The sequence below is a fragment of the Devosia sp. Root413D1 genome (assembly GCF_001425235.1).
Classification (GTDB): Bacteria; Pseudomonadota; Alphaproteobacteria; order Rhizobiales; family Devosiaceae; genus Devosia_A.
Map to the genome: position 1 here is coordinate 624,255 of NZ_LMEA01000008.1, position 18,206 is coordinate 642,460.

The following is an 18,206-nucleotide window of genomic DNA, read 5'->3' on the forward strand; positions in this document are numbered from 1 at the left end:
TGCAGGCCGGCATCACCTGAATATCGACACACGAGATCCCCAGTGACCAAAAAGATCCATCTGGTCTTCAAGACCCACCTCGATATCGGCTTCACCGACCACGCAACGAAGGTGCGCGCCCAGTACCACGAGCGCTTCATCCCGCAGGCGATCGATACCGGCGAGCACTTCTTCGCCGAGGATCCGGAGCATCCCAAGTTCATCTGGACCACCGGGGCCTGGCTGATCTGGGATCACCTGAACTCGCAAAGCGCAGAACGGGTGCAGCGGCTCGAGCGCGCCATCGATCGCGGCCTGATCCGCTGGCACGCGCTACCGTTCACCACCCATTCCGAACTGATGTCGCCGGCGGTGTTCCGCGCCGGCTTGAGCTACAGCCAGGAACTCGACAAGCGTTTCGGCAAACAGACGATTGCCAGCAAGATGACCGACGTCCCGGGCCACACCATCGGCATCGTGCCGCTGCTCGCCGAAGCCGGCGTCAACTTCCTGCACCTTGGCGTCAACTCCGCCTCGCCGCCGCCCGATGTCCCCGACGTCTTCCGCTGGCGCGCCCCGGATGGCGCCGAGATCGTCGTGCTGTATCAAAAATCCTACGGCGAAACCTCGTTCCCCGAGGGCTTTGACGAGGGCCTCGGCTTCGCCCACACCAACGACAATATGGGCCCGCAAAGCGTCCCGCAGACCGTCGACGCCTGGCGCGAGCTGCAGGGCCATAACCCGGGGACTGAGATCGTCGCCTCGACCCTCGATGCCTATGGCGAAATTCTCTGGGCCCGCCGCGAGCAGTTCCCGGTTGTCGACCTCGAGCTCGGCGACAACTGGATCCACGGCGCCGGCACCGATCCGGACAAGCTCAAGCGCTTCCTGCACCTGCAGCGCCTTTATGATGGCTTTGCCGACGAAGCGCTCACTCCCAGCCGTCGGGCTTTCGGTCGCGGCCTCACCATGGTCGCCGAGCACACCTGGGGCGTCGACATCAAGTCATACCTGCGCGACGACCAAGCCTGGGACCGCCCGGCCTTCGAAGCCGCTCGCGTCGCCGACTACCGCTTCCAGTATTCCGAGGCCTCCTGGGCCGAGCAGCGCGCCTATCTCGACGCTGCTGTCGCCGAGCTTGAGCCTGCTGATCGTGCGCTGGCCGAAGCCGCCGAGGATTCGGCGATCGAGGGCACCGGCTGGTTCGTCGAAACCGATCCCAACACCGGTGACGTGATCCTCGTTCGCTCCCCCGCCGGCGTCGAGCTGCGCGGCGAGGGGGGCTGCCTCCTCGGCTATCGCTACGAGAGCTACGACGCCTCCGACGTCGCCGCCCACATGGACACCTACCTGACGCACCGCGCTCAGTGGGCCATCCTCGACCACATCAAGCCCGGCCTCGATCAGGCCGCCTCGGCGCGCTCCCTGAGCTTCACCCCGAAACTGGTGGACGGCGCCGCGACCCTCGACGCTGCTGCGCACGCCACTCTCGGCGCTCCCGCACGCGTCGCCTACCGTTTCCGCGCGCTCGACAGCCGCCACCTCGAAATCACCGTCGAGCTGCTCGACAAGCCGGCAAACCGCATGCCCGAGGCGAGCTTTGTTACTTTCACGCCGGCAGGTGTGCACGACTGGCAGTTCCTCAAGATGGGGCAGTGGCTGCCCGCGAACCGCATTGCGCACAAGGGCGGTGGTCAGCTCCAGGCCGTCGCCGCCGTGCGCACTGCCGGTGTCGAACTCCGACCGCTCGACACGCCGCTGGTCGCGCCCACCGCGACGAAGTTCATGCCGTTCAACCCCAGCCCGCCGGATTTCTCCTCCGGCCTGCGCTTCAATCTCCACAACAACAAGTGGGGCACCAACTTCCCCATGTGGTGGGGCGCCGAGCGGTTTGAAGCCAGGTTCGTGCTGGAGCTCTAAACAGCTTCGCTTTCGTTGCCTGCGTCCAAGCCGAGGAACAGTCGGATCGCGGAATTCATTCGACCGATGCCGGCCGAGTCCAATTCGCCAATCTGCCTGCCGAGCTTCGAGCGGGGGATGGTAGCAATCTTGTCCGCCATAAGCTGGCTTTCGGCCATCAGGCCATTGGTCACCGTGGGCGCCACGGTCACGCGCATCAGCGGCACCTCCCTGAGATCTGTCGTTAGGGGACAGATCGTGATCGAGTTGGTTTCACTGAAGAGACCGTCTTGAATGATAACGACAGGACGTGGCGTACGTCCGTACTCGGTACTGTTGGCAGCGGTCCATATTTGGCCCCGCTTCACTTCTCATTCCGCCAGGTCTCGCTGTCCGGATCGTTCCACTCCTGCAGTGAGCCGATGAAGGCCTGATCCTCAGCCTCTGTAGGGCTTTGGGCGGCGATCAGAGACTGCCTGTGTGCCTCACGCCGAAACTCCTCGCTCCGCGTATCCGGCACCCAGATCTGGATTGGTCGAAGGCCCTGCGCTCGGAGTCTTGCCCTGTGCTCGCGCACCCGTTGCTTGCTGGACTTCGCTGTTGATGCCATCGTGGCCTCCGTTACATGTAACGTAGGCGCGACCACCTCAAAAGTCCACCTATCCCAGCACCGAGGCGGCGATCACGCCGGCAAAGCCGACCAGCGCCACCGAGGCGACCTTGCGCACTACGCCGGTGTGCCGGTCGCCTGCTGCCGCCCCGATCGCCCGACCCACGAGGATCCACGCGAACCCCACCAGCGGCACCATCAGGGCGAAGCTGAGCACGTACCAGACCAACTGCGGATGGCTGGTCGGGATGATGCTGAGCGAGAAGATCAGCGCTTTGGGGTTGAGCAGGGTGGTGACGAACACGCTCTGCATGCCGATCGTCGTTTGGCTGTGGGTCAGGCTCGCATTGTGCCGCCACAACTTGATGGCGGTCCAGATCAGGTAGGCGACCACTGCCGCCTTGAGCGCGATGCCCACCAGCGGATAGCTGTGAATCACTGGCCCCAGGACGATGCGGATCGTGCCGACCGCGATCAGGTAACCGGCGAGTTCCCCCACCAGCAGCCGCACCGACCGCCGCACTCCGACCGTCGCGCCCGATGTCGCCAATAGCGTATTGGTCGGTCCCGGCGTGCCGAGCAGGGTCAGCACTGCAAGAATGAACAGGATCGGGTCGGTCATCGGAGAAGGGGGCCTCATACGCGCTACGCGCGAGTGAAGCGCGGGACCGGAGGCGAACACAAGACCCGGGTGCGGGCTGACCCCCACCCTTGATCCCTCCCCGCAAGGGGGAGGGAGACGATGGAGCAGAGATGTTAGTGTGAGAGTCTCCCTCCCCCTTGCGGGGAGGGGACAGGGGTGGGGGGCCACAGCCACCGGCTCATCTGACTGTAGCCAGTCTCACCTGAGGTAATGCGCCCGCATCTGCCGCGGCGTCAGCCCATAGGCGTTGCGGAATTGCACGTAGAACTGGCTCAGCGCCGAAAAACCGCTCTCGAACGCCACGTTCTCGATCGACAGGCTGCCCTCGAACAGCAGCGAGCGCGCCCGGATCAGCCGCATCCGCACGACGAACTTGTGCATCGGCACCCGCATCACCTCGGTGAACAGGTTGAGCGCATAGTTGGGGTGCAGCCCCACCACCTTGGCCACATCCTCGGCTCTCAGCGGCTCCGAGAGGTTCTCGAGGATGTGCCGGATCATCGCCACGACGTAGCGCAGCGGCGACGCCGCCCGCGTGGTCGAGCCGACGCTTTCGATCCACGGCTCCATCAGGATGTCCCAGCCGGTCACCGCCGCTCGCCGCAGCATCAGAGCGATTTCCTCCTTGAGGATGTCCGTGCGCTCCGCATCGCCCGAGCGGTAATCCTGGTACCAGCGCGTCAGCGTATCGGCGCCGATCGTCTCTGGCGGCAGCATCACCACCCCGCCGCCCATCATCGTTTCGGTGAGCTGCCCGAGGTTCGGCATGTGCAGAAAGCTGTCGAGCGGCAGGTAGACATTGCACTGCCGGCTGTCGTGGTTCACCCCATAGTCGATCGCCGTGGTCTGGTGCGGGATACCCGCCCAGAACAGCACCAGCCGGCCCGATGGGATGCGCAGCGGCCGTCCGTCGATGACGTAGTCCATGCTGCCGGTGGTCAGCCAGTTCAGCTCGATATGACCGTGGAAGTGCTCTTCCGGCATGATCTGCGGATCGAACCAGCGGATGCCGAAGCGTCCAAACGCCTGCGTCTGGGCGTAAAACCGCCGGTCCGGACGCGGCACCGGGGCGGTGGCTTTCTCTCGCGGCTTGCCCGGCAGGAAGTGCTGCGGCTGCTCGTTCATCGGTCCTGTAGCAATCTGTAAAAACCGGAAATACTCATTCAGATAATCGGATTGTTCGCGTTGGCGCAAGGTCTACCCTTTTGAGGCTGGGACAAGTGGTGGCGGGTTGGAGGCCTGCTGCCGGGTGCGTGTTGTGCCGGTCTCGAGCCTAGGGAGGAAACATGCGTAAACACCTATTTGCCCTTGGCGGGGCAGGGCTTCTGCTTGGCGTTTCGATTTTCGCTGCGCAGGCCCAGATCGTTCCGCCGACGACCCCACCTGATCCGCCGAAATTCGATGCACAGGGAACGCCTGTCTTCGTCGGTGCCAAGGATATCTATGAGTACGGCACGCTGCCGGAATACCACGAGCCGGATTTCGTGAAGGCCTTTGTCGACGCCGGGAAGCTCCCGCCGGTCGCCGAGCGCCTGCCCAAGGAACCGTTGATCTTCAAGGCGTCGAACATGCCCGACGGCATCGGCGTCTACGGCGACGTGATGCGTCACGTCATCGGCGGCCGGCCGGAAGGCTGGAACTACATGGGCGGCCAGTCACAGGGCTGGGGTGGTGTGGACAATTCCACCATGGAATGTCTGACCCGTACCGGGCCGCTGTTCGAGGTCAAGGCCGAGGAACTGGCGCCGCTGCCCAACCTCGCCAAGAGCTGGGAATGGTCCGAAGACGGCCACAAGCTGACCATGCACCTGGTCGAGGGCGCCAAGTGGTCGGACGGCGTGGAATTCACCACCGAGGACGCGATCTTCTACTGGGAAGACAACGTCATCGATCCGAACGTGACGCCGCTCAACGGCGCCTCGCCCGAGATGTTCGGCGAGGGCACCACGCTCGAAGCGCTGGACAAGTACACCCTGCTCTGGACCTTCAAGGAAGCGTTCCCCAAGCAGTACCTGTACCAGATGGCGCACGGCAATTTCTGTCCGGGCCCGGCGCATATCTTCAAGCCGCTCCACCCCAAGTACAAGGCTGGCGCGACCTACGACGAGTACAAGAACGCAATTCCGCCCACCTACATGAACATCCCGGTGATGGGCGCCTGGGTGCCGGTCGAGTACCGTCCGGACGATATCATCGTGCTGCGCCGCAACCCCTATTACTGGAAGGTCGACGACAAGGGTAACCAGCTGCCCTACCTGAACGAAGTGCATTTCCGCCTCTCGACCTGGGCGGATCGCGACGTGCAGGCCGTGGCCGGCACCGGCGACTTCTCCAACCTCGAACAGGCCGAAAGCTATGTCGAGGCGCTGAAGCGCTCTGCCGATCCCAACGCCCCCGCCCGTCTCGCCTTCGGTGCCCGCACCATCGGCTACACGCTCTACCCGAACCTCTCCGGCAATGGCTGGGGCGAACCGGATGCGCGTGGACAGGCAATCCGCGAACTCAACCGCAATGAGGATTTCCGCAAGGCGATCACCTACGCGATTGACCGTCAGCGTCTCGGCGAAGCTCTGGTGAAGGGGCCGTTCACGGCCATTTATCCGGGCGGCCTGTATGCCGGCACGACCTATTACGACAAGGATTCGACGGTCTACTATCCGTTCTCCCTCGAGTCCGCCAAGGAAGAGCTGGCCAAGGCCGGTCTCGTCGATACCGACGGCAATGGCGTGGTGAACTTCCCCGCCGGCACCGCTGGTGGCGCCGATGTCGAGATCACGCTGCTCGCCAACGCCGACTACCAGACCGACAAGAACCTTGCCGAAGGCGTCATCGCCATGATGGAGCCGCTCGGCATTCGCGTCATCGCCAACTTCCTGACCGGTACGCAGCACGATGCGACTTACCAGTCGGGCAAGTTCGACTGGCGCGTTGCCCGTAACGGCTCCGAGCTCATCTCGGTGGTCCAGAACACGTCGGCTCTGGCGCCAACCGGTCCGCAGGTCAACGGATCGCACCGCGCCGGCACTGACGGCACGCTGGATCTCTTGCCGTGGGAGCAGGAACTGGTCGACAGCGTCAACGCGTTCATCGCCACTGACGATGCCGCCAAGCGCAGCGAGCTGATGAAGACCTACCAGAAGCTCTACACCGAGAACCTGTTCGGCATCGGTCTCACCCAGTATCCGGGTGCGCTGATCATCAACAAGCGCTTCGCCAACATCCCGGCCGGCGCGCCGATCTACATGTTCCAGTGGGCCGAGGACAACATCATCCGCGAACGCGTCTACGTCCCGACCGACAAGCAGCAGGCTTACGAACTGCACCCCAACACCCTCCCGGGTGAGCCGGGTTCTGCCGGCGCGGCTTCACTCTAACCGCACCGTACGGAACCCGCGGCAAGGGGGTATACTCGCCCCCTTGCCACCTGACCGGAGGAGAGACTGATATGCACTTGCTACGTTTTCTGGTGATGCGACTCCTGGCCGCCCTGCCGGTCCTGCTGGTTCTCAGCGTCGTGACTTTCGCCATCATCCAGGCCCCTCCGGGCGACTACGGCGACTACATCCGCTCGATGCTGATCAATCAGGGCGGCGCGACGATGGAAGAGGCCGAAAAGCAGGCCGATATCTATCGTGAACAGAACGGCCTCAACGAGCCGCTGCCGGTCCAGTACGTTAACTGGATGGTGGGCATCGTCACCCGCTTCGATTTCGGTCACTCGCTGTTTTACAACAAGCCGGTCAGCGACGTCGTCGCCGAGCGCCTGCCACGCACTGTCCTCCTGGCGCTGACCTGTCACTTCTTTGCGTCGGTCATCGGCATCGGTATGGGCATCATCGCTGCCACCCGACAATACAGCTGGATCGACACCACCTTCGGCGTCATCTCATTTCTCGGCATGACCGTGCCACGGTTCCTGCTGGCGCTGATCATCATCTACATCCTCGCCTTCAAGCTGAACGTACAGGAGCTCGGGAGCTTCTTCTCCTCGAGATACGGAGGCGCGCCCTGGAGCTGGGACAAGTTCCTCAACCTGGTGCAGCATGTCTGGCCGGTCGTCTTCATCGCCACGTTCGGCGGCCTCGCCTACAATATGCGCGTCATGCGGGCGAACCTGCTCGACGTGCTCAATAGCCAATACGTCGAGACGGCCCGAGCCAAGGGCATGTCGGAAGGCGCCGTGATCATGAAGCATGCCGTGCCCAATGCGCTGCATCCGCTCATCGCCTATCAGGGTGTGGCGTTGCCCTACATGCTCACCGGCGAGATCGAGGTCGCCATCGTCTTTGGCCTCGCGACTGTCGGGCCGGCCATTGTCGGCTCCATGGCGGTGGGCGACGTCTACGTCACCGCCACCTTCGTGCTTGTCCTCGCCGCCACGCTGATCATCGGCAACATCGTCGCCGATCTGCTGCTCGCCGCAGTCGATCCCCGCGTCCGACTTGGTGGGGAGAACCGCGAATGAGCACCATCGCTGACAAGCCGACCCTCTCGACCACCGAAACTGGCGCCGCCAACTCTGCCGAACTCGCCACCCCGACCGGTCACCAGCTGCCGCCCGCCGACCCACTGGCCGACGGAAAGACTGTCACGTCCGCCGGACGCTTTGCCCACGGCAACGAGACCTATGCCGCCCTGGTCTGGCGGCGCTTCCGTCGCTCAACCATGGGCATGATCGGGCTGGTGCTCACCGTCGCGCTGATCCTCATGGCCATCTTTGGCGATTTCTTCGCGCCGATGGACCCAAAGCGGGCCGAAATCGCCTTCGCGCCGCCCGACCACGTCGAGTTCAGCGCCCCCGACGGCGGCTTCAGCCTCATTCCATTCGTCTACCCGATCGTCGAGACCGGGGAGTTCGACCCCATCACCTTCCAGCCGATGACCGGTCCGGACAAAACCAATCCCACCGCGCTCGGCTTCTTTGTCCCCGGCCACCGCTACAATCTGCTCGGTGTCATCCCGGCCAATATCCACTTCTTCGGCTCGGTCGACGGCCGGCCGATCCACTTCCTCGGCACCGACAAGTTCGGCCGCGACATCCTTTCGCGCGGCATTGTCGGCTCGCAGATCTCGCTCACCATTGCGCTCGTCGTGGTGCTGCTCACCACCACCATCGGCACGCTCGTCGGCATCGCCTCGGGCTATATCGGCGGCCGGCTCGATGCCTGGGTGCAGCGCTTCGTCGACCTGGTGCTTGCCTTCCCGCAACTGCCGCTCTACCTGGCGCTCGCCTCGCTGATCCCGGTGACGGCGCCTTCGCCGGTGTTCATCGCCTTCGTCATCGGTGTCATGGCGGTGCTTGGCTGGGCCCAGCTCGCCCGCGAGGTGCGCTCCAAAACCCTGGCGCTTGCCCGCATCGAGTATGTGCGCGCCGCTGTCGCGGTGGGCTCGTCCGATTGGCGCATCATCCTGCGTCACATCCTGCCCAACGTCTCGAGCCACCTGATCGTCGCGGTGACCATCGCCATTCCCAGCGTCGTGCTGCTCGAGAGCTTCCTCGGCTATCTCGGCTTCGCTGTGAAGCCACCGCTGATCTCCTGGGGCCTGATGCTGCAGGATACCGGCACCTTCTCGGTGATCGGCTCCTATCCCTGGATCCTCTCGCCCGTCGTCTTCGTGCTGATCACCGTGTTCGCATTCAATGCGCTCGGCGACGGCCTCCGCGACGCTATCGACCCCTACTGAGGTGAAGAGATGAGCACCATCGACACCAATGATCTCTCTCCGCCCGAGCGCTACGACCTGGGCAGTCACGGTCGCGAACTGATCCTCGACGCCCGCAACATTGCGGTCGATTTCAAGGTCGAAGGCGGTATCGTCAATGCCGTGCGCGATGTCTCGTTCCAGCTCCACAAGGGCGAGACTATCGCGCTGGTGGGGGAGAGCGGCTCCGGCAAGTCTGTCACCGCCCGTACCGTGATGCGCCTCCTCACCAGGCGCGCGACGATCAGCGGCAAGTCCCGCATTACGCTCGGCGGCAAGGACATCCTGAAGCTCCCCGATGCCGGGATGCGCAAGCTCCGCGGCAACGACATGTCGATGATCTTCCAGGAGCCGATGAGCTCGCTGAACCCGATCTACACCGTCGGTGCCCAGCTCTGCGAAATCCTCCACCTGCACAACCGCATCTCGGGTGCCGAAGCGATGAAGCGCGCCCGGCAACTGCTGGAGGATGTGCAGATCCCCGAGCCGGAAGCGCGGCTCCGCCAATATCCGCACCAGATGTCGGGCGGCCAGCGCCAGCGCGTCATGATCGCCATGGCGCTCGCCAACCGCCCCGACGTGCTGATCGCCGACGAGCCGACCACCGCGCTCGACGTCACCGTGCAGGCCCAGATCCTCAACCTCATCAAGGATCTGAAGTCGAAATACGGCATGGCGGTGATCCTCATCACCCACGACCTGACCATCGTCAAACGGTTCTCCGACTACGTCTATGTCATGCAGAACGGCAAGGTTCAGGAGCACAACACCACCGAGGCGCTGTTCGCCAATCCGCGCCACAGCTACACCCGGCATCTGCTCGCCTCCGAACCCAAGGGCTCGGCCAGGCCGATCGAGGCCAACTCGCCGACGGTGCTGGAGGGCAAGGACGTGAAGGTGGCCTTCACGCTGAAACGCGGCGGCTTCTTCAGCCCGGATTTCTTCGAGCTGGTTGCCGTCGACAAGCTGTCGCTGAACCTGAAGAAGCACGAGACCCTCGGCCTCGTCGGCGAGTCCGGCTCGGGCAAGACCACTTTTGGCCAGGCGCTGATCCGCCTGATCGGCAACCAGGGAGGCGAGATCCTGTTCGATGGCGAACGCATCGACACCAAGGACCGAAAAGCGATGCGGCCGTTGCGCAGCCGCATGCAGATCGTTTTCCAGGATCCGTTCGCCTCGCTGAACCCGCGCATGAGCGTGCGCCAGATCATCGAGGAAGGCCTGATCGTCAACGGTCTCGGCGGCAACTCCCGCGAGCGCGGTGACCGGGTCCGCCAGGCGCTGCGCGATGCCGGGCTGCCCGACACCATCCTCAACCGCTTCCCGCACGAGTTCTCGGGCGGCCAGCGCCAGCGCCTCGCCATCGCGCGCGCCATCGCACTCGAGCCTGAGTTCATCCTGCTGGACGAACCGACCTCGGCGCTCGACCTCTCGGTGCAGGCCCAGATCATCGAGCTGCTGCGCAAGCTCCAGGCGGAGAAGGGCCTGAGCTATCTGTTCATTTCGCACGACCTCAAGGTCGTCAAAGCCCTGTGCCACCGGGTGATGGTCATGCAATACGGCAAGATCGTCGAACAGGGGCCGGTCAGCGAGGTTCTTGAGAACCCCAAGACCGAATACACATCGCGGCTCGTCCGAGCCGCCTTCGAAATCGCGGCCTAAAGGCCCAGCCATACTAGCGGAGACATTTTGATGGCTAACCCCAAGATCACCTTCATCGGTGCCGGCTCGTCCGTGTTCATGAAGAACATCGTCGGCGACATCCTGCAGCGCGAGGCGCTCACCGGCGCCGAGATCCGCCTGATGGACATCAACCCGCAGCGCCTCGAAGAAAGCGCCATCATCGCCGGCAAGCTGGTGAACACCCTGGGCGTTCCCGCCACGGTGAAGACCTTCTCGAACCAGCGTGAAGCGCTTGATGGCACCAACTTCGTCGTCGTCTGCTTCCAGATCGGTGGCTACGAGCCCTCGACCGTCGTCGATTTCGAGGTGCCCAAGAAGTACAACCTGCGTCAGACCATCGCCGACACCCTGGGCGTCGGCGGCATCATGCGCGGCCTGCGCACCGTGCCGCATTTGTGGTCGATCTGCGAGGACATGCTGGAAGTCGCCCCCGAAGCGGTGATGCTGCAATACGTCAACCCGATGGCCATCAACACCTGGGCCATCGCCGAGAAGTACCCGACCATCAAGCAGGTCGGCCTCTGCCATTCGGTGCAGGGCACCGCCATGGAATTGGCCCACGATCTCGAGATCCCGTACTCCGAGATCCGCTACCGCTCGGCCGGCATCAATCACATGGCGTTCTATCTGAAGTTCGAGCATCGCCAGCCCGACGGGTCGTACCGCGATCTCTACCCGGACCTGGTTCGTGCCTACCGCGAGGGCAGGGCGCCCAAGCCGACCTGGAACCCGCGCTGCCCCAACAAGGTGCGCTACGAGATGCTGACTCGCCTCGGCTACTTCGTCACCGAGAGCTCCGAGCACTTCGCCGAGTACACTCCGTATTTCATCAAGGAAGGCCGCGAGGACATCATCGAGAAGTTCGGCATCCCGCTCGACGAGTACCCCAAGCGCTGTGTCGAGCAGATCGCCAAATGGAAGACCACTTCCGACGAGTACCGCAAGGCCAACACCATCGAGGTCAAGCAATCCAAGGAATACGCCTCCGAGATCGTCAACTCGGTCTGGACCGGTGAGCCGGGCGTCATCTACGGCAACGTGCGCAACAACGGCGTCATCACCAACCTGCCGCACAACGCCGCCGTCGAAGTGCCCTGCCTTGTCGATGCCTCAGGCATCCAGCCGACCTATATCGGCGACCTGCCGCCGCAGCTGACGGCGCTCATCCGCACCAATATCAACGTGCAGGAGCTCACCGTCGCGGCGCTGATGACCGAGAACAAGGAGCACATCTACCACGCTGCGATGATGGATCCGCACACTGCCGCCGAGCTCGACCTCGAGCAGATCTGGAACCTCACCGACGACCTCCTCGCCGCCCACGGCGACTGGATCCCGGCCTGGGCCCGTCCCGCCAAGAAGCAGCGCGTCGCGTAAGGGCAAGCGCACCGTCCCCTCCATGATCCTCCCCCGTGTGGCGGGGGAGGGAGACCAGCGAAGCTGGTGGAGTGGGCGGCCAATCCCACGGTCCGTCCCACAAACAACCTCTCCTCCCTGACCTGGCCCCGCGGCATCCCGCGGGGTTTCTTTTTTACCCCTCTCGGCTAATGGGAGGGCATGGCTACGCTGCTCAATCCCACCCCCGACGCCACCATGCTCAGCCGCGCGCTGGCGCGCTGGTCGCTGACCCGTCCGACCCTGATCGCCGAGACAGCGACCAGCCTGGTCTATCGCGTCGAGCGCACCGGCCAGCCGCCCGCCGTGCTGAAGCTGCTGAAGCCCGGCAGCGGCGAGGACGAGCGCAACGGCGGCAGCCTCCTGGTCTGGTATGCCGGCAACGGCGCCGCCGCCATCTACGGCCTCGCCCGCGACGCCGTGCTGATGGAGCTGGCCGACGGCGAGACATTGGGCGACGTGGCTCGAGCTGGTCGTGACGCCGAAGCCACCGAGATCCTTTGCGACACGGTCGAAAAGCTCCACGCCCGGCGCGATGCGGCCCCACCAGCCGACCTCACCCCGCTGCGCCAGCGCTTCGAAGCGCTATTTCGGGTCGGCGCCGGCGCCTGGCCGCGCCAGGCCCGCGACCTCGTCGGCCGCGCCACTGGCATCGCCTACAACCTGTTCGACAGGCCGATGGACGCCATCCCGCTGCACGGTGACATCCACCACGACAACATCGTCTCCGGCGCTCGTGGCTGGGTCGCCATCGATCCCAAGGGCCTCGTCGGCGATCCCGCCTATGACTACGCCAACAGCTTCCTCAACCCCGAGGAAGGCGACGACTTCGTCATCAGTGCCTCCCGCGTCATGAGCCATTCCCGCGCCATCGCCGCCCGCACCGGCATCGCGCGACGCCACCTGCTCGCCTGGGCCTCGGCCCACGCCGCGCTCAGTGCTGCCTGGGACATCGAGGACGGCAACCCGGTGACCCAGCAGATCAGCATCCTGCCGCTGTTGCTCAGCGCCTATGACGCCGCCTGAGGGAAATCTGTTTCACCCCAGCGCTGAACTCTCTGCCGCCTGCTGCATTTTCCCTTCTTCAGGGGCGGCGCGCCTCGCCGTCCTGTAACAGGGAGAACGGCCATGAAAGTCAGCGAATGCATGAGCACCGATGTCGAGCTTTGCTCGCCCGATGACACCATCCGCTCCGTCGCGCGTACCATGCGCGAGATCGACGCCGGTTCGATGCCAGTCGGCGAGAACGATCGCCTTGTCGGCATGATCACCGACCGCGACATCTGCATCCGCGCCGTGGCGGAGGGGATGGGGCCCGAAACCCGCGTCCGCCAGGTGATGAGCTCCAGCCCGCGCTGGTGCTACGAGGATGAGGAACTCTCCGACGTCTCCGACCACATGGCCGAGTTCAAGATTCGCCGCCTGCCGGTCCTCAGCCGCGAAAAGCGCCTGATCGGCATGATCTCGCTGGGCGACGTCGCTCTCGCCGACAGTGGCCGCGCCAGCGCCCACGCGCTGCACGAGATCTCCGAACCCGGCGGGATGCATAGCCAGCACTAGTAGTGAATGTCGGCCGGTGATTGCGGCCACCCCCACCCTCATTCCCTCCCTATAAGGGGAGGGAGGCGCTGGCTGAGGTGCCTCGGTTCATTCGTCTCCCTCCCCCTTGTGGGGAGGGAGCAAGGGTTGGGGTGGCCCACGCGGTGAGCTCTCAATCAACTCTCGCCCGAAACACTCCCGGCGCGGCCCCGGTCAGCTTCTCGAACGCATGGTTGAACGCCGCCTGGTCGAAATACCCCAGCCGGTGTGCCAGCTCGGTCAGCGGTTCCGCCCCTCCGGCGTTCAGTGCCTCCACCGCCTCCAGCATGCGATATCGGTCGATCACCCATTTGGGCGACACCCCGACATACTCGTCGAACAATCTTTGCAGTGCCCTGAGCCCCAGCCCGAACGCCTCGGCGAGCTCGCCCGCAGACACGAGCTCCAGGTTCGCCTCGGCGAACGTCACGATCCGCCGCGCCAGCCCGACCTTCTCGTCCGGTTCCGGCAACTGCGCCTGAATCAGTTCCTCCATCCGCTCGGCCATGGCGACGGGGTCGTTGAGCCCGGTGAATTCCTCCTGCATCGCGGCCGACGTCCGCGAGAACACCGTCTCCACCGGCAGCCACGTGTCGCTCAGCGCACTCACCGCGCGCCCAAAGAACGGCCGGAACGCGCCCGGCCAGAACTTCGTTGCGAACACCCGGCCTGAACCGGTGAGTGTTGTCTCGAACACACCGGTGGCCGCGCCGAAGATGCCGGTCTCACCCCGCGAGTCGATCACCAGGTGCTGGTTGGGGTGGCTAAGGTTGCGCTGGGTGTACGGCGGGCGGTCACCGAGGTCGTAGAGGATCATCCAGTGGTGCTCGACCCAGTCGGCGAGGTCATCCGAAGGCTCGAACCGCGTCAGTTCGAAATGCTCGAAGCTGGTCTGCTTGTGCAGCAACCCGCGCGCCGGCTTCACCGCCGGATCGATCGGCCTGGGATCACTCTGTCGCATCAGTCAGCGCACGCCGCCCATCGCAGACGCACGCACCAGGTGGTGCTGCACGAACTCGGTCCGCTCCACCAGGAACGCATCATCCTCCGGATAGTACTGCGCCCGCTGGTAATCCTCGCCGGCAAAGCGCTTCACCGCCGCGAGATCGGTCCACCAGCTCAGCGTCGTGATGGTGCTGATCCCGTCGGCCTCGGCGCTGGTGAGAATCTGGAAGCCGAGGTTGCCGTCGGTGGCGGCGTAGTGGGCGGCTCCCGTCTCCTCGATATAGGCCACGTAGCGCGCTTCGTCCGCGGTCCGAATACGGGCCGACCATTGGCGCAGGATCATCGGCTCAACTCCTCTGTCGCGAAACTACAATTCCACATGGCGTCACTCCGCTAGATTCCCCCTCCAAGCAAGGAGAACCCCAATGAAGACCGCCAAGGGCACGATTCTGCATAACAACTGGGACGAAAAACCCTACCACGAAGCCGCCCCGCTGAAATCGAGCGAGGCAAAGATCGATATCGTCATGCACGGCGCCATCGAAGCCACCGGCCCCGGCCGCTACCTGATGCAATACCCCACCACCGAGACCTGCCACTATGCCGGCTACCTGGTCATGGACGGCACGCTCGACGGCAAATCCGGCCAGTTCATCATCTACGAAGTCGGCGACTGGACCAACGGCGTCGCCGCCAGCAAGTGGCAGATCGTCGAGAGCTCCGGCACCGGCGAACTGAAGGGTATCACGGGGCAGGGCAGTTACGCCGCCGAGCACGACAAGACCGTGCGCTACGAACTCAGTTACGAGTTGAAGTAGCCTCGGTCTGCCCCACCCACCGGCTGGTCATCCCAGCGAAAGCTGGGACCCATCTATCCGCCAGCGCAGGGGGTGAACCGGACGAGGGCGGAGCCCCTCGCCGTGGGGTCCCAGCTTTCGCTGGGATGACACCGAGTTTGGGGCGTTGTCTGGTGGCAAATACGCCGTTGGGTCCTGCACCAAGACAATGCACTGGACGAAACGGACAACCTCATCCCATCCCGCGAACCAGCTCCAGGAATTCCGTATGCCCCAGCGCCTTGCTGGCTGCCTGCTTGTATTCCTTCACCAGCCCCGCATGCGTCTCCCGCGCGAATTTTCTGAGCTTCGGATCGCGTGCCATCTCTGCCTTGGCCACCGCGGGATCGAGCAGCCCAAGCCCGTCCAGCACCGGATAATGCAGCTGCGTTTCCACATGCGGCAGCCCGAACAGATAGTCCGCAAAGTGCTCGCGCCGCGGCATTTCGGTTTTCCACCGCTCCAGCCGCTGCTTTGTCTCGGGGTGGATCCGGTGCTCCCGCACCTCGCGCCAGAACGGCGTATCGTCCCGTTCCGTCATGTAATGGGTGTTCACGAAGGTGCGGAAATCGTCGACCTGCCGTCCGACGCGGCGGTTGTAGTCGTCCCGCAACGGCTGCCCCATCTGGGCGGGATCGCGCAGATATTGCCCGGCGAACATCATCATCTGCACGATCGTGCCGTGGATCGAGGTCGATTCCAGCGGCTCGAGAAAGCTCGAGCTCAACCCCACCGCCACCACGTTGTTGATCCACGCCTTCTCGAGCCGCCCGATCTTGAACTGGATATCGCCGCGCACCTCGATCTTGCGCCCCAGCACCCGTTCCACCTCGGCATGCGCCTCGTCGGGGGTGCGGAACTCATCCGAGTAGACGTAACCGCAGCCATAGCGGTACTGCGTCGGGATCTGCCACATCCAACCCGCTTCCTGCGCCCAGGCGCGGGTGTAATTGGCGATCTCCTCGCCCGGCTCCACCGGCAGCCAGAAGGGCAGGGCCCGGTTCACCGGCAGTTCGCGCTGGTACGAAATCCACGGCGCCTGCATCTCGCCGACGATCAGGCGCTTGCGGAACCCGGTCGCGTCGATGAAGAAATCGCCCTCGAGTTTCTGTCCGTCTTCGAACACCAGCGCCGTGACGTCGCCCGTCTCGCCGTTCCGCTCCACTCCTGTCAACACGTTGTCGACGATCTCGACGCCCTGAGATTTCTCCTTGAGAAACTTGCCCACCAGCGACTGGTCGAAGTGATAGGCCGGCAGGAACGGTCCGAGCGGGATGAGTGACCCGTCGGCCTTCTTCGTCCACGGCGCCTTCTTCTGCTTCAGCAGCGGACCGAACAGACGCATGTCCTGCACCGGCTCGTTCACCGACACCGCATAGACGTTGAGGTAGTCTGACGGCGCCCCCGGCGGCGGCCGCACCACCGCATGCGGATCATCGATCGGCCCGTAGTAGGTGAATCCCTTCCGCCGCCAGTCCTCGTGCCGGATACCCAGCTTGTAGGTGGCCTCGGTCTTCCGGAAGAACTCAAAGATATCGATGCCGAAATGCGTCAGGAACACATGGAAGGCTGCGGTCGTTGCCTCGCCCACCCCCACGGTCGGGATCTTGGACGACTCGACCACGCTGAGCTTCGCATCGAGCTTCAGCCGCTTGATCGAGTCCTGGATGATGAAGGCGGCGATCCACCCAGCGGTGCCGCCCCCCACGATAACGAAATGCGGTTGCCCCGCCATGATCCCAGTCCTCCCTGACCGGGAGGAAACGCGATGTAGGGCAGGGCGGCAAGGGGCGAACGAGGAGGGAAAGTCCGGAAAACTAAGGTCCGGATATGGCGCAGCATCAAGTCGTTACCGTTGCTGGTGAAGTCCTTCGATCAGGCTGCCTTCGTTCTCGACCGCCACCGGCACGCAAAGCGACAACCAAGCGGTCGCGGCGAAGAGGCAAACACCGATCAATACAAGTCCTGCGATGAGTATCGTGCGCCCATGTCTGTATTCGACAAGCGTTCGACTGCCGTGCGTCATAGTCTCCTCGGCAGGAACTGGAGCATGGGGCCGAAAGCTCCGTCAAATCACAGTATTTTGCAGAAAACGACTACAGCCGATAGACCCGCTCAGCATTGCCTGAGAACAGCTTCTCCTGCTCCGCCTGGCTCGCGCCGGCGACGATCTCCCGGCTCGCGTTCACCCATTTGGTCAGATCGGCGAACAGCGTCACTACCGGATGGTCGCTGCCCCACACCACACGATCCCAGCCAAAGGTCTCGATGACGAACTCGACATACGGTCGGAGCTGGTCGACCGTCCAGGTGTCGTCGACATTGGCGAGGATGCCCGAAATCTTGCACACCACGTTCGGCAGTTCGGCGATCCGCTCCATCCGCGTGGTCCAGCTCTCCCATTCGCGCTCGGCGATTTTGGGGTTGCCGCAGTGATCGAGCACGAACTGTGTCTGAGGGCACGCCTCGATCAGCGGCGGCGCCAGCATCAGCTCATGCGATTTCACGCAGATGTCGAAGTTCATGTCGTAGCGCGGCAAGAGCCGGATGTTGTCGATGAAGGTCTGCGTCTGGCTCAACTCGGCAGGCTGGCCCTGCAGCAACCGTCGGATGCCTTTCACCCGCCCCAGCTCTCGCATCTTTTCGAGATGCCGTTCGAGATCCGCATGCTCCGGTCTCCCGTTAGCGATCGCCCCGATAACTCGGTCGAGCCCAAGCACGAACTCCGTTTCCGCCGCAATCTGCGGTTCGGCGACATCCACCTCCATATGCAGCGCCGCCTCGATCCCGAGCGGTGCTGCCTCGGCCCAGTAGCTTTCCGCATGCCAGGGCTTGTTGATCGCCGGCGCGCCGCCCAACCACGGATAGGAGAACCTGTCGGGATAGATCAGGTGCAGGTGCGTATCGACGATGCGCATGAAATCAGCCGTTTGAA

General features: G+C 63.9%; 17 protein-coding genes. 9 read left to right on the plus strand and 8 right to left on the minus strand.

The genetic code is table 11. The annotated features are described in order from the left end of the window. Positions 1–42 precede the first annotated feature (42 nt). Complete coding sequence (locus tag ASC89_RS11520; protein ID WP_055997764.1) at positions 43–1,899, plus strand: DUF5054 domain-containing protein; 1,857 nt, start codon at positions 43–45, stop codon at positions 1,897–1,899. On the opposite strand, the gene ASC89_RS11525 is transcribed toward ASC89_RS11520, so the two are convergent. From ASC89_RS11525 to ASC89_RS11540, 4 genes are all read right to left on the minus strand, one after another. Continuing rightward, on the minus strand, positions 1,896–2,246 hold the full coding sequence (locus ASC89_RS11525) for a type II toxin-antitoxin system PemK/MazF family toxin (protein WP_055997767.1): 351 nt from the start codon (positions 2,244–2,246) through the stop codon (positions 1,896–1,898). The two genes, ASC89_RS11520 and ASC89_RS11525, sit on opposite strands and share 4 nt — an antisense overlap. Further along, positions 2,243–2,488 carry an antitoxin MazE family protein gene (locus tag ASC89_RS11530; protein WP_055997770.1) on the minus strand — a complete coding sequence of 82 codons (246 nt, stop codon included), beginning with the start codon at positions 2,486–2,488 and terminating at the stop codon, positions 2,243–2,245. Before ASC89_RS11530 ends, ASC89_RS11525 begins: the two co-directional genes overlap by 4 nt. A 49-nt stretch (positions 2,489–2,537) precedes the next feature. Continuing rightward, positions 2,538–3,110: a LysE family translocator gene (locus ASC89_RS11535; protein WP_055997773.1), complete on the minus strand. Its 573-nt coding sequence runs from the start codon at positions 3,108–3,110 to the stop codon at positions 2,538–2,540. A 219-nt stretch (positions 3,111–3,329) separates the two neighbouring features. Further along, entirely contained in the window at positions 3,330–4,256 is a 927-nt protein-coding gene (locus ASC89_RS11540; RefSeq protein WP_055997777.1) for a helix-turn-helix domain-containing protein, read from the minus strand. Positions 4,257–4,417: 161 nt separating this feature from the next. On the opposite strand from ASC89_RS11540, the gene ASC89_RS11545 reads away from it, so the two are divergent. The 7 genes from ASC89_RS11545 to ASC89_RS11575 all read left to right on the plus strand — a co-directional run bounded on the left by ASC89_RS11545 (position 4,418) and on the right by ASC89_RS11575 (position 13,472). Next, on the plus strand, positions 4,418–6,505 hold the full coding sequence (locus ASC89_RS11545) for an ABC transporter substrate-binding protein (protein ID WP_055879042.1): 2,088 nt from the start codon (positions 4,418–4,420) through the stop codon (positions 6,503–6,505). 77 nt (positions 6,506–6,582) lie between these two features. Then, on the plus strand, positions 6,583–7,596 hold the full coding sequence (locus ASC89_RS11550) for an ABC transporter permease (RefSeq protein ID WP_055879882.1): 1,014 nt from the start codon (positions 6,583–6,585) through the stop codon (positions 7,594–7,596). Beyond that, complete coding sequence (locus ASC89_RS11555) at positions 7,593–8,816, plus strand: ABC transporter permease (RefSeq protein ID WP_082533306.1); 1,224 nt, start codon at positions 7,593–7,595, stop codon at positions 8,814–8,816. The genes ASC89_RS11550 and ASC89_RS11555 overlap by 4 nt, the downstream gene beginning before the upstream one ends. Before the next feature lie 9 nt (positions 8,817–8,825). Further along, complete coding sequence (locus ASC89_RS11560; RefSeq protein WP_082533307.1) at positions 8,826–10,496, plus strand: ABC transporter ATP-binding protein; 1,671 nt, start codon at positions 8,826–8,828, stop codon at positions 10,494–10,496. A 27-nt stretch (positions 10,497–10,523) separates the two neighbouring features. Further along, positions 10,524–11,894: an alpha-glucosidase/alpha-galactosidase gene (locus ASC89_RS11565; protein WP_156384582.1), complete on the plus strand. Its 1,371-nt coding sequence runs from the start codon at positions 10,524–10,526 to the stop codon at positions 11,892–11,894. 180 nt (positions 11,895–12,074) lie between these two features. Continuing rightward, positions 12,075–12,938, plus strand: coding sequence for an aminoglycoside phosphotransferase family protein (locus tag ASC89_RS11570; RefSeq protein ID WP_055997780.1), 864 nt, complete (start codon positions 12,075–12,077; stop codon positions 12,936–12,938). 102 nt (positions 12,939–13,040) lie between these two features. After that, on the plus strand, positions 13,041–13,472 hold the full coding sequence (locus ASC89_RS11575; RefSeq protein ID WP_055879036.1) for a CBS domain-containing protein: 432 nt from the start codon (positions 13,041–13,043) through the stop codon (positions 13,470–13,472). A gap of 151 nt (positions 13,473–13,623) precedes the next feature. Here the strand turns inward: ASC89_RS11575 and ASC89_RS11580 are convergent, their stop codons facing one another. Together ASC89_RS11580 and ASC89_RS11585 are read right to left on the minus strand one after the other, a co-directional pair. Next, the gene (locus tag ASC89_RS11580) at positions 13,624–14,451 is read right to left on the minus strand and encodes a helix-turn-helix domain-containing protein (protein WP_055997783.1); all 828 of its coding nucleotides are present in this window, start codon (positions 14,449–14,451) and stop codon (positions 13,624–13,626) included. Between the two features lie 3 nt (positions 14,452–14,454). Then, on the minus strand, positions 14,455–14,778 hold the full coding sequence (locus tag ASC89_RS11585; protein ID WP_055997786.1) for a hypothetical protein: 324 nt from the start codon (positions 14,776–14,778) through the stop codon (positions 14,455–14,457). Between the two features lie 82 nt (positions 14,779–14,860). On the opposite strand from ASC89_RS11585, the gene ASC89_RS11590 reads away from it, so the two are divergent. Next, complete coding sequence (locus ASC89_RS11590) at positions 14,861–15,253, plus strand: DUF3224 domain-containing protein (protein WP_055997789.1); 393 nt, start codon at positions 14,861–14,863, stop codon at positions 15,251–15,253. 211 nt (positions 15,254–15,464) lie between these two features. Here the strand turns inward: ASC89_RS11590 and ASC89_RS11595 are convergent, their stop codons facing one another. Together ASC89_RS11595 and ASC89_RS11600 are read right to left on the minus strand one after the other, a co-directional pair. Next, positions 15,465–17,006: a tryptophan halogenase family protein gene (locus ASC89_RS11595; protein ID WP_055997792.1), complete on the minus strand. Its 1,542-nt coding sequence runs from the start codon at positions 17,004–17,006 to the stop codon at positions 15,465–15,467. Positions 17,007–17,367: 361 nt separating this feature from the next. Continuing rightward, complete coding sequence (locus ASC89_RS11600; protein WP_055997795.1) at positions 17,368–18,189, minus strand: amidohydrolase; 822 nt, start codon at positions 18,187–18,189, stop codon at positions 17,368–17,370. Positions 18,190–18,206: the final 17 nt, after the last annotated feature.

Coding starts and splice junctions, on each gene's coding strand:
- ASC89_RS11530 (WP_055997770.1), bottom strand. CDS start 2,488: ATGGCATCAACAGCGAAGTCCAGCAAGCAACGGGTGCGCGAGCACAGG.
- ASC89_RS11535 (WP_055997773.1), bottom strand. CDS start 3,110: ATGACCGACCCGATCCTGTTCATTCTTGCAGTGCTGACCCTGCTCGGC.
- ASC89_RS11540 (WP_055997777.1), bottom strand. CDS start 4,256: ATGAACGAGCAGCCGCAGCACTTCCTGCCGGGCAAGCCGCGAGAGAAA.
- ASC89_RS11545 (WP_055879042.1), top strand. CDS start 4,418: ATGCGTAAACACCTATTTGCCCTTGGCGGGGCAGGGCTTCTGCTTGGC.
- ASC89_RS11555 (WP_082533306.1), top strand. CDS start 7,593: ATGAGCACCATCGCTGACAAGCCGACCCTCTCGACCACCGAAACTGGC.
- ASC89_RS11560 (WP_082533307.1), top strand. CDS start 8,826: ATGAGCACCATCGACACCAATGATCTCTCTCCGCCCGAGCGCTACGAC.
- ASC89_RS11570 (WP_055997780.1), top strand. CDS start 12,075: ATGGCTACGCTGCTCAATCCCACCCCCGACGCCACCATGCTCAGCCGC.
- ASC89_RS11575 (WP_055879036.1), top strand. CDS start 13,041: ATGAAAGTCAGCGAATGCATGAGCACCGATGTCGAGCTTTGCTCGCCC.
- ASC89_RS11580 (WP_055997783.1), bottom strand. CDS start 14,451: ATGCGACAGAGTGATCCCAGGCCGATCGATCCGGCGGTGAAGCCGGCG.
- ASC89_RS11585 (WP_055997786.1), bottom strand. CDS start 14,778: ATGATCCTGCGCCAATGGTCGGCCCGTATTCGGACCGCGGACGAAGCG.
- ASC89_RS11590 (WP_055997789.1), top strand. CDS start 14,861: ATGAAGACCGCCAAGGGCACGATTCTGCATAACAACTGGGACGAAAAA.
- ASC89_RS11595 (WP_055997792.1), bottom strand. CDS start 17,006: ATGGCGGGGCAACCGCATTTCGTTATCGTGGGGGGCGGCACCGCTGGG.
- ASC89_RS11600 (WP_055997795.1), bottom strand. CDS start 18,189: ATGCGCATCGTCGATACGCACCTGCACCTGATCTATCCCGACAGGTTC.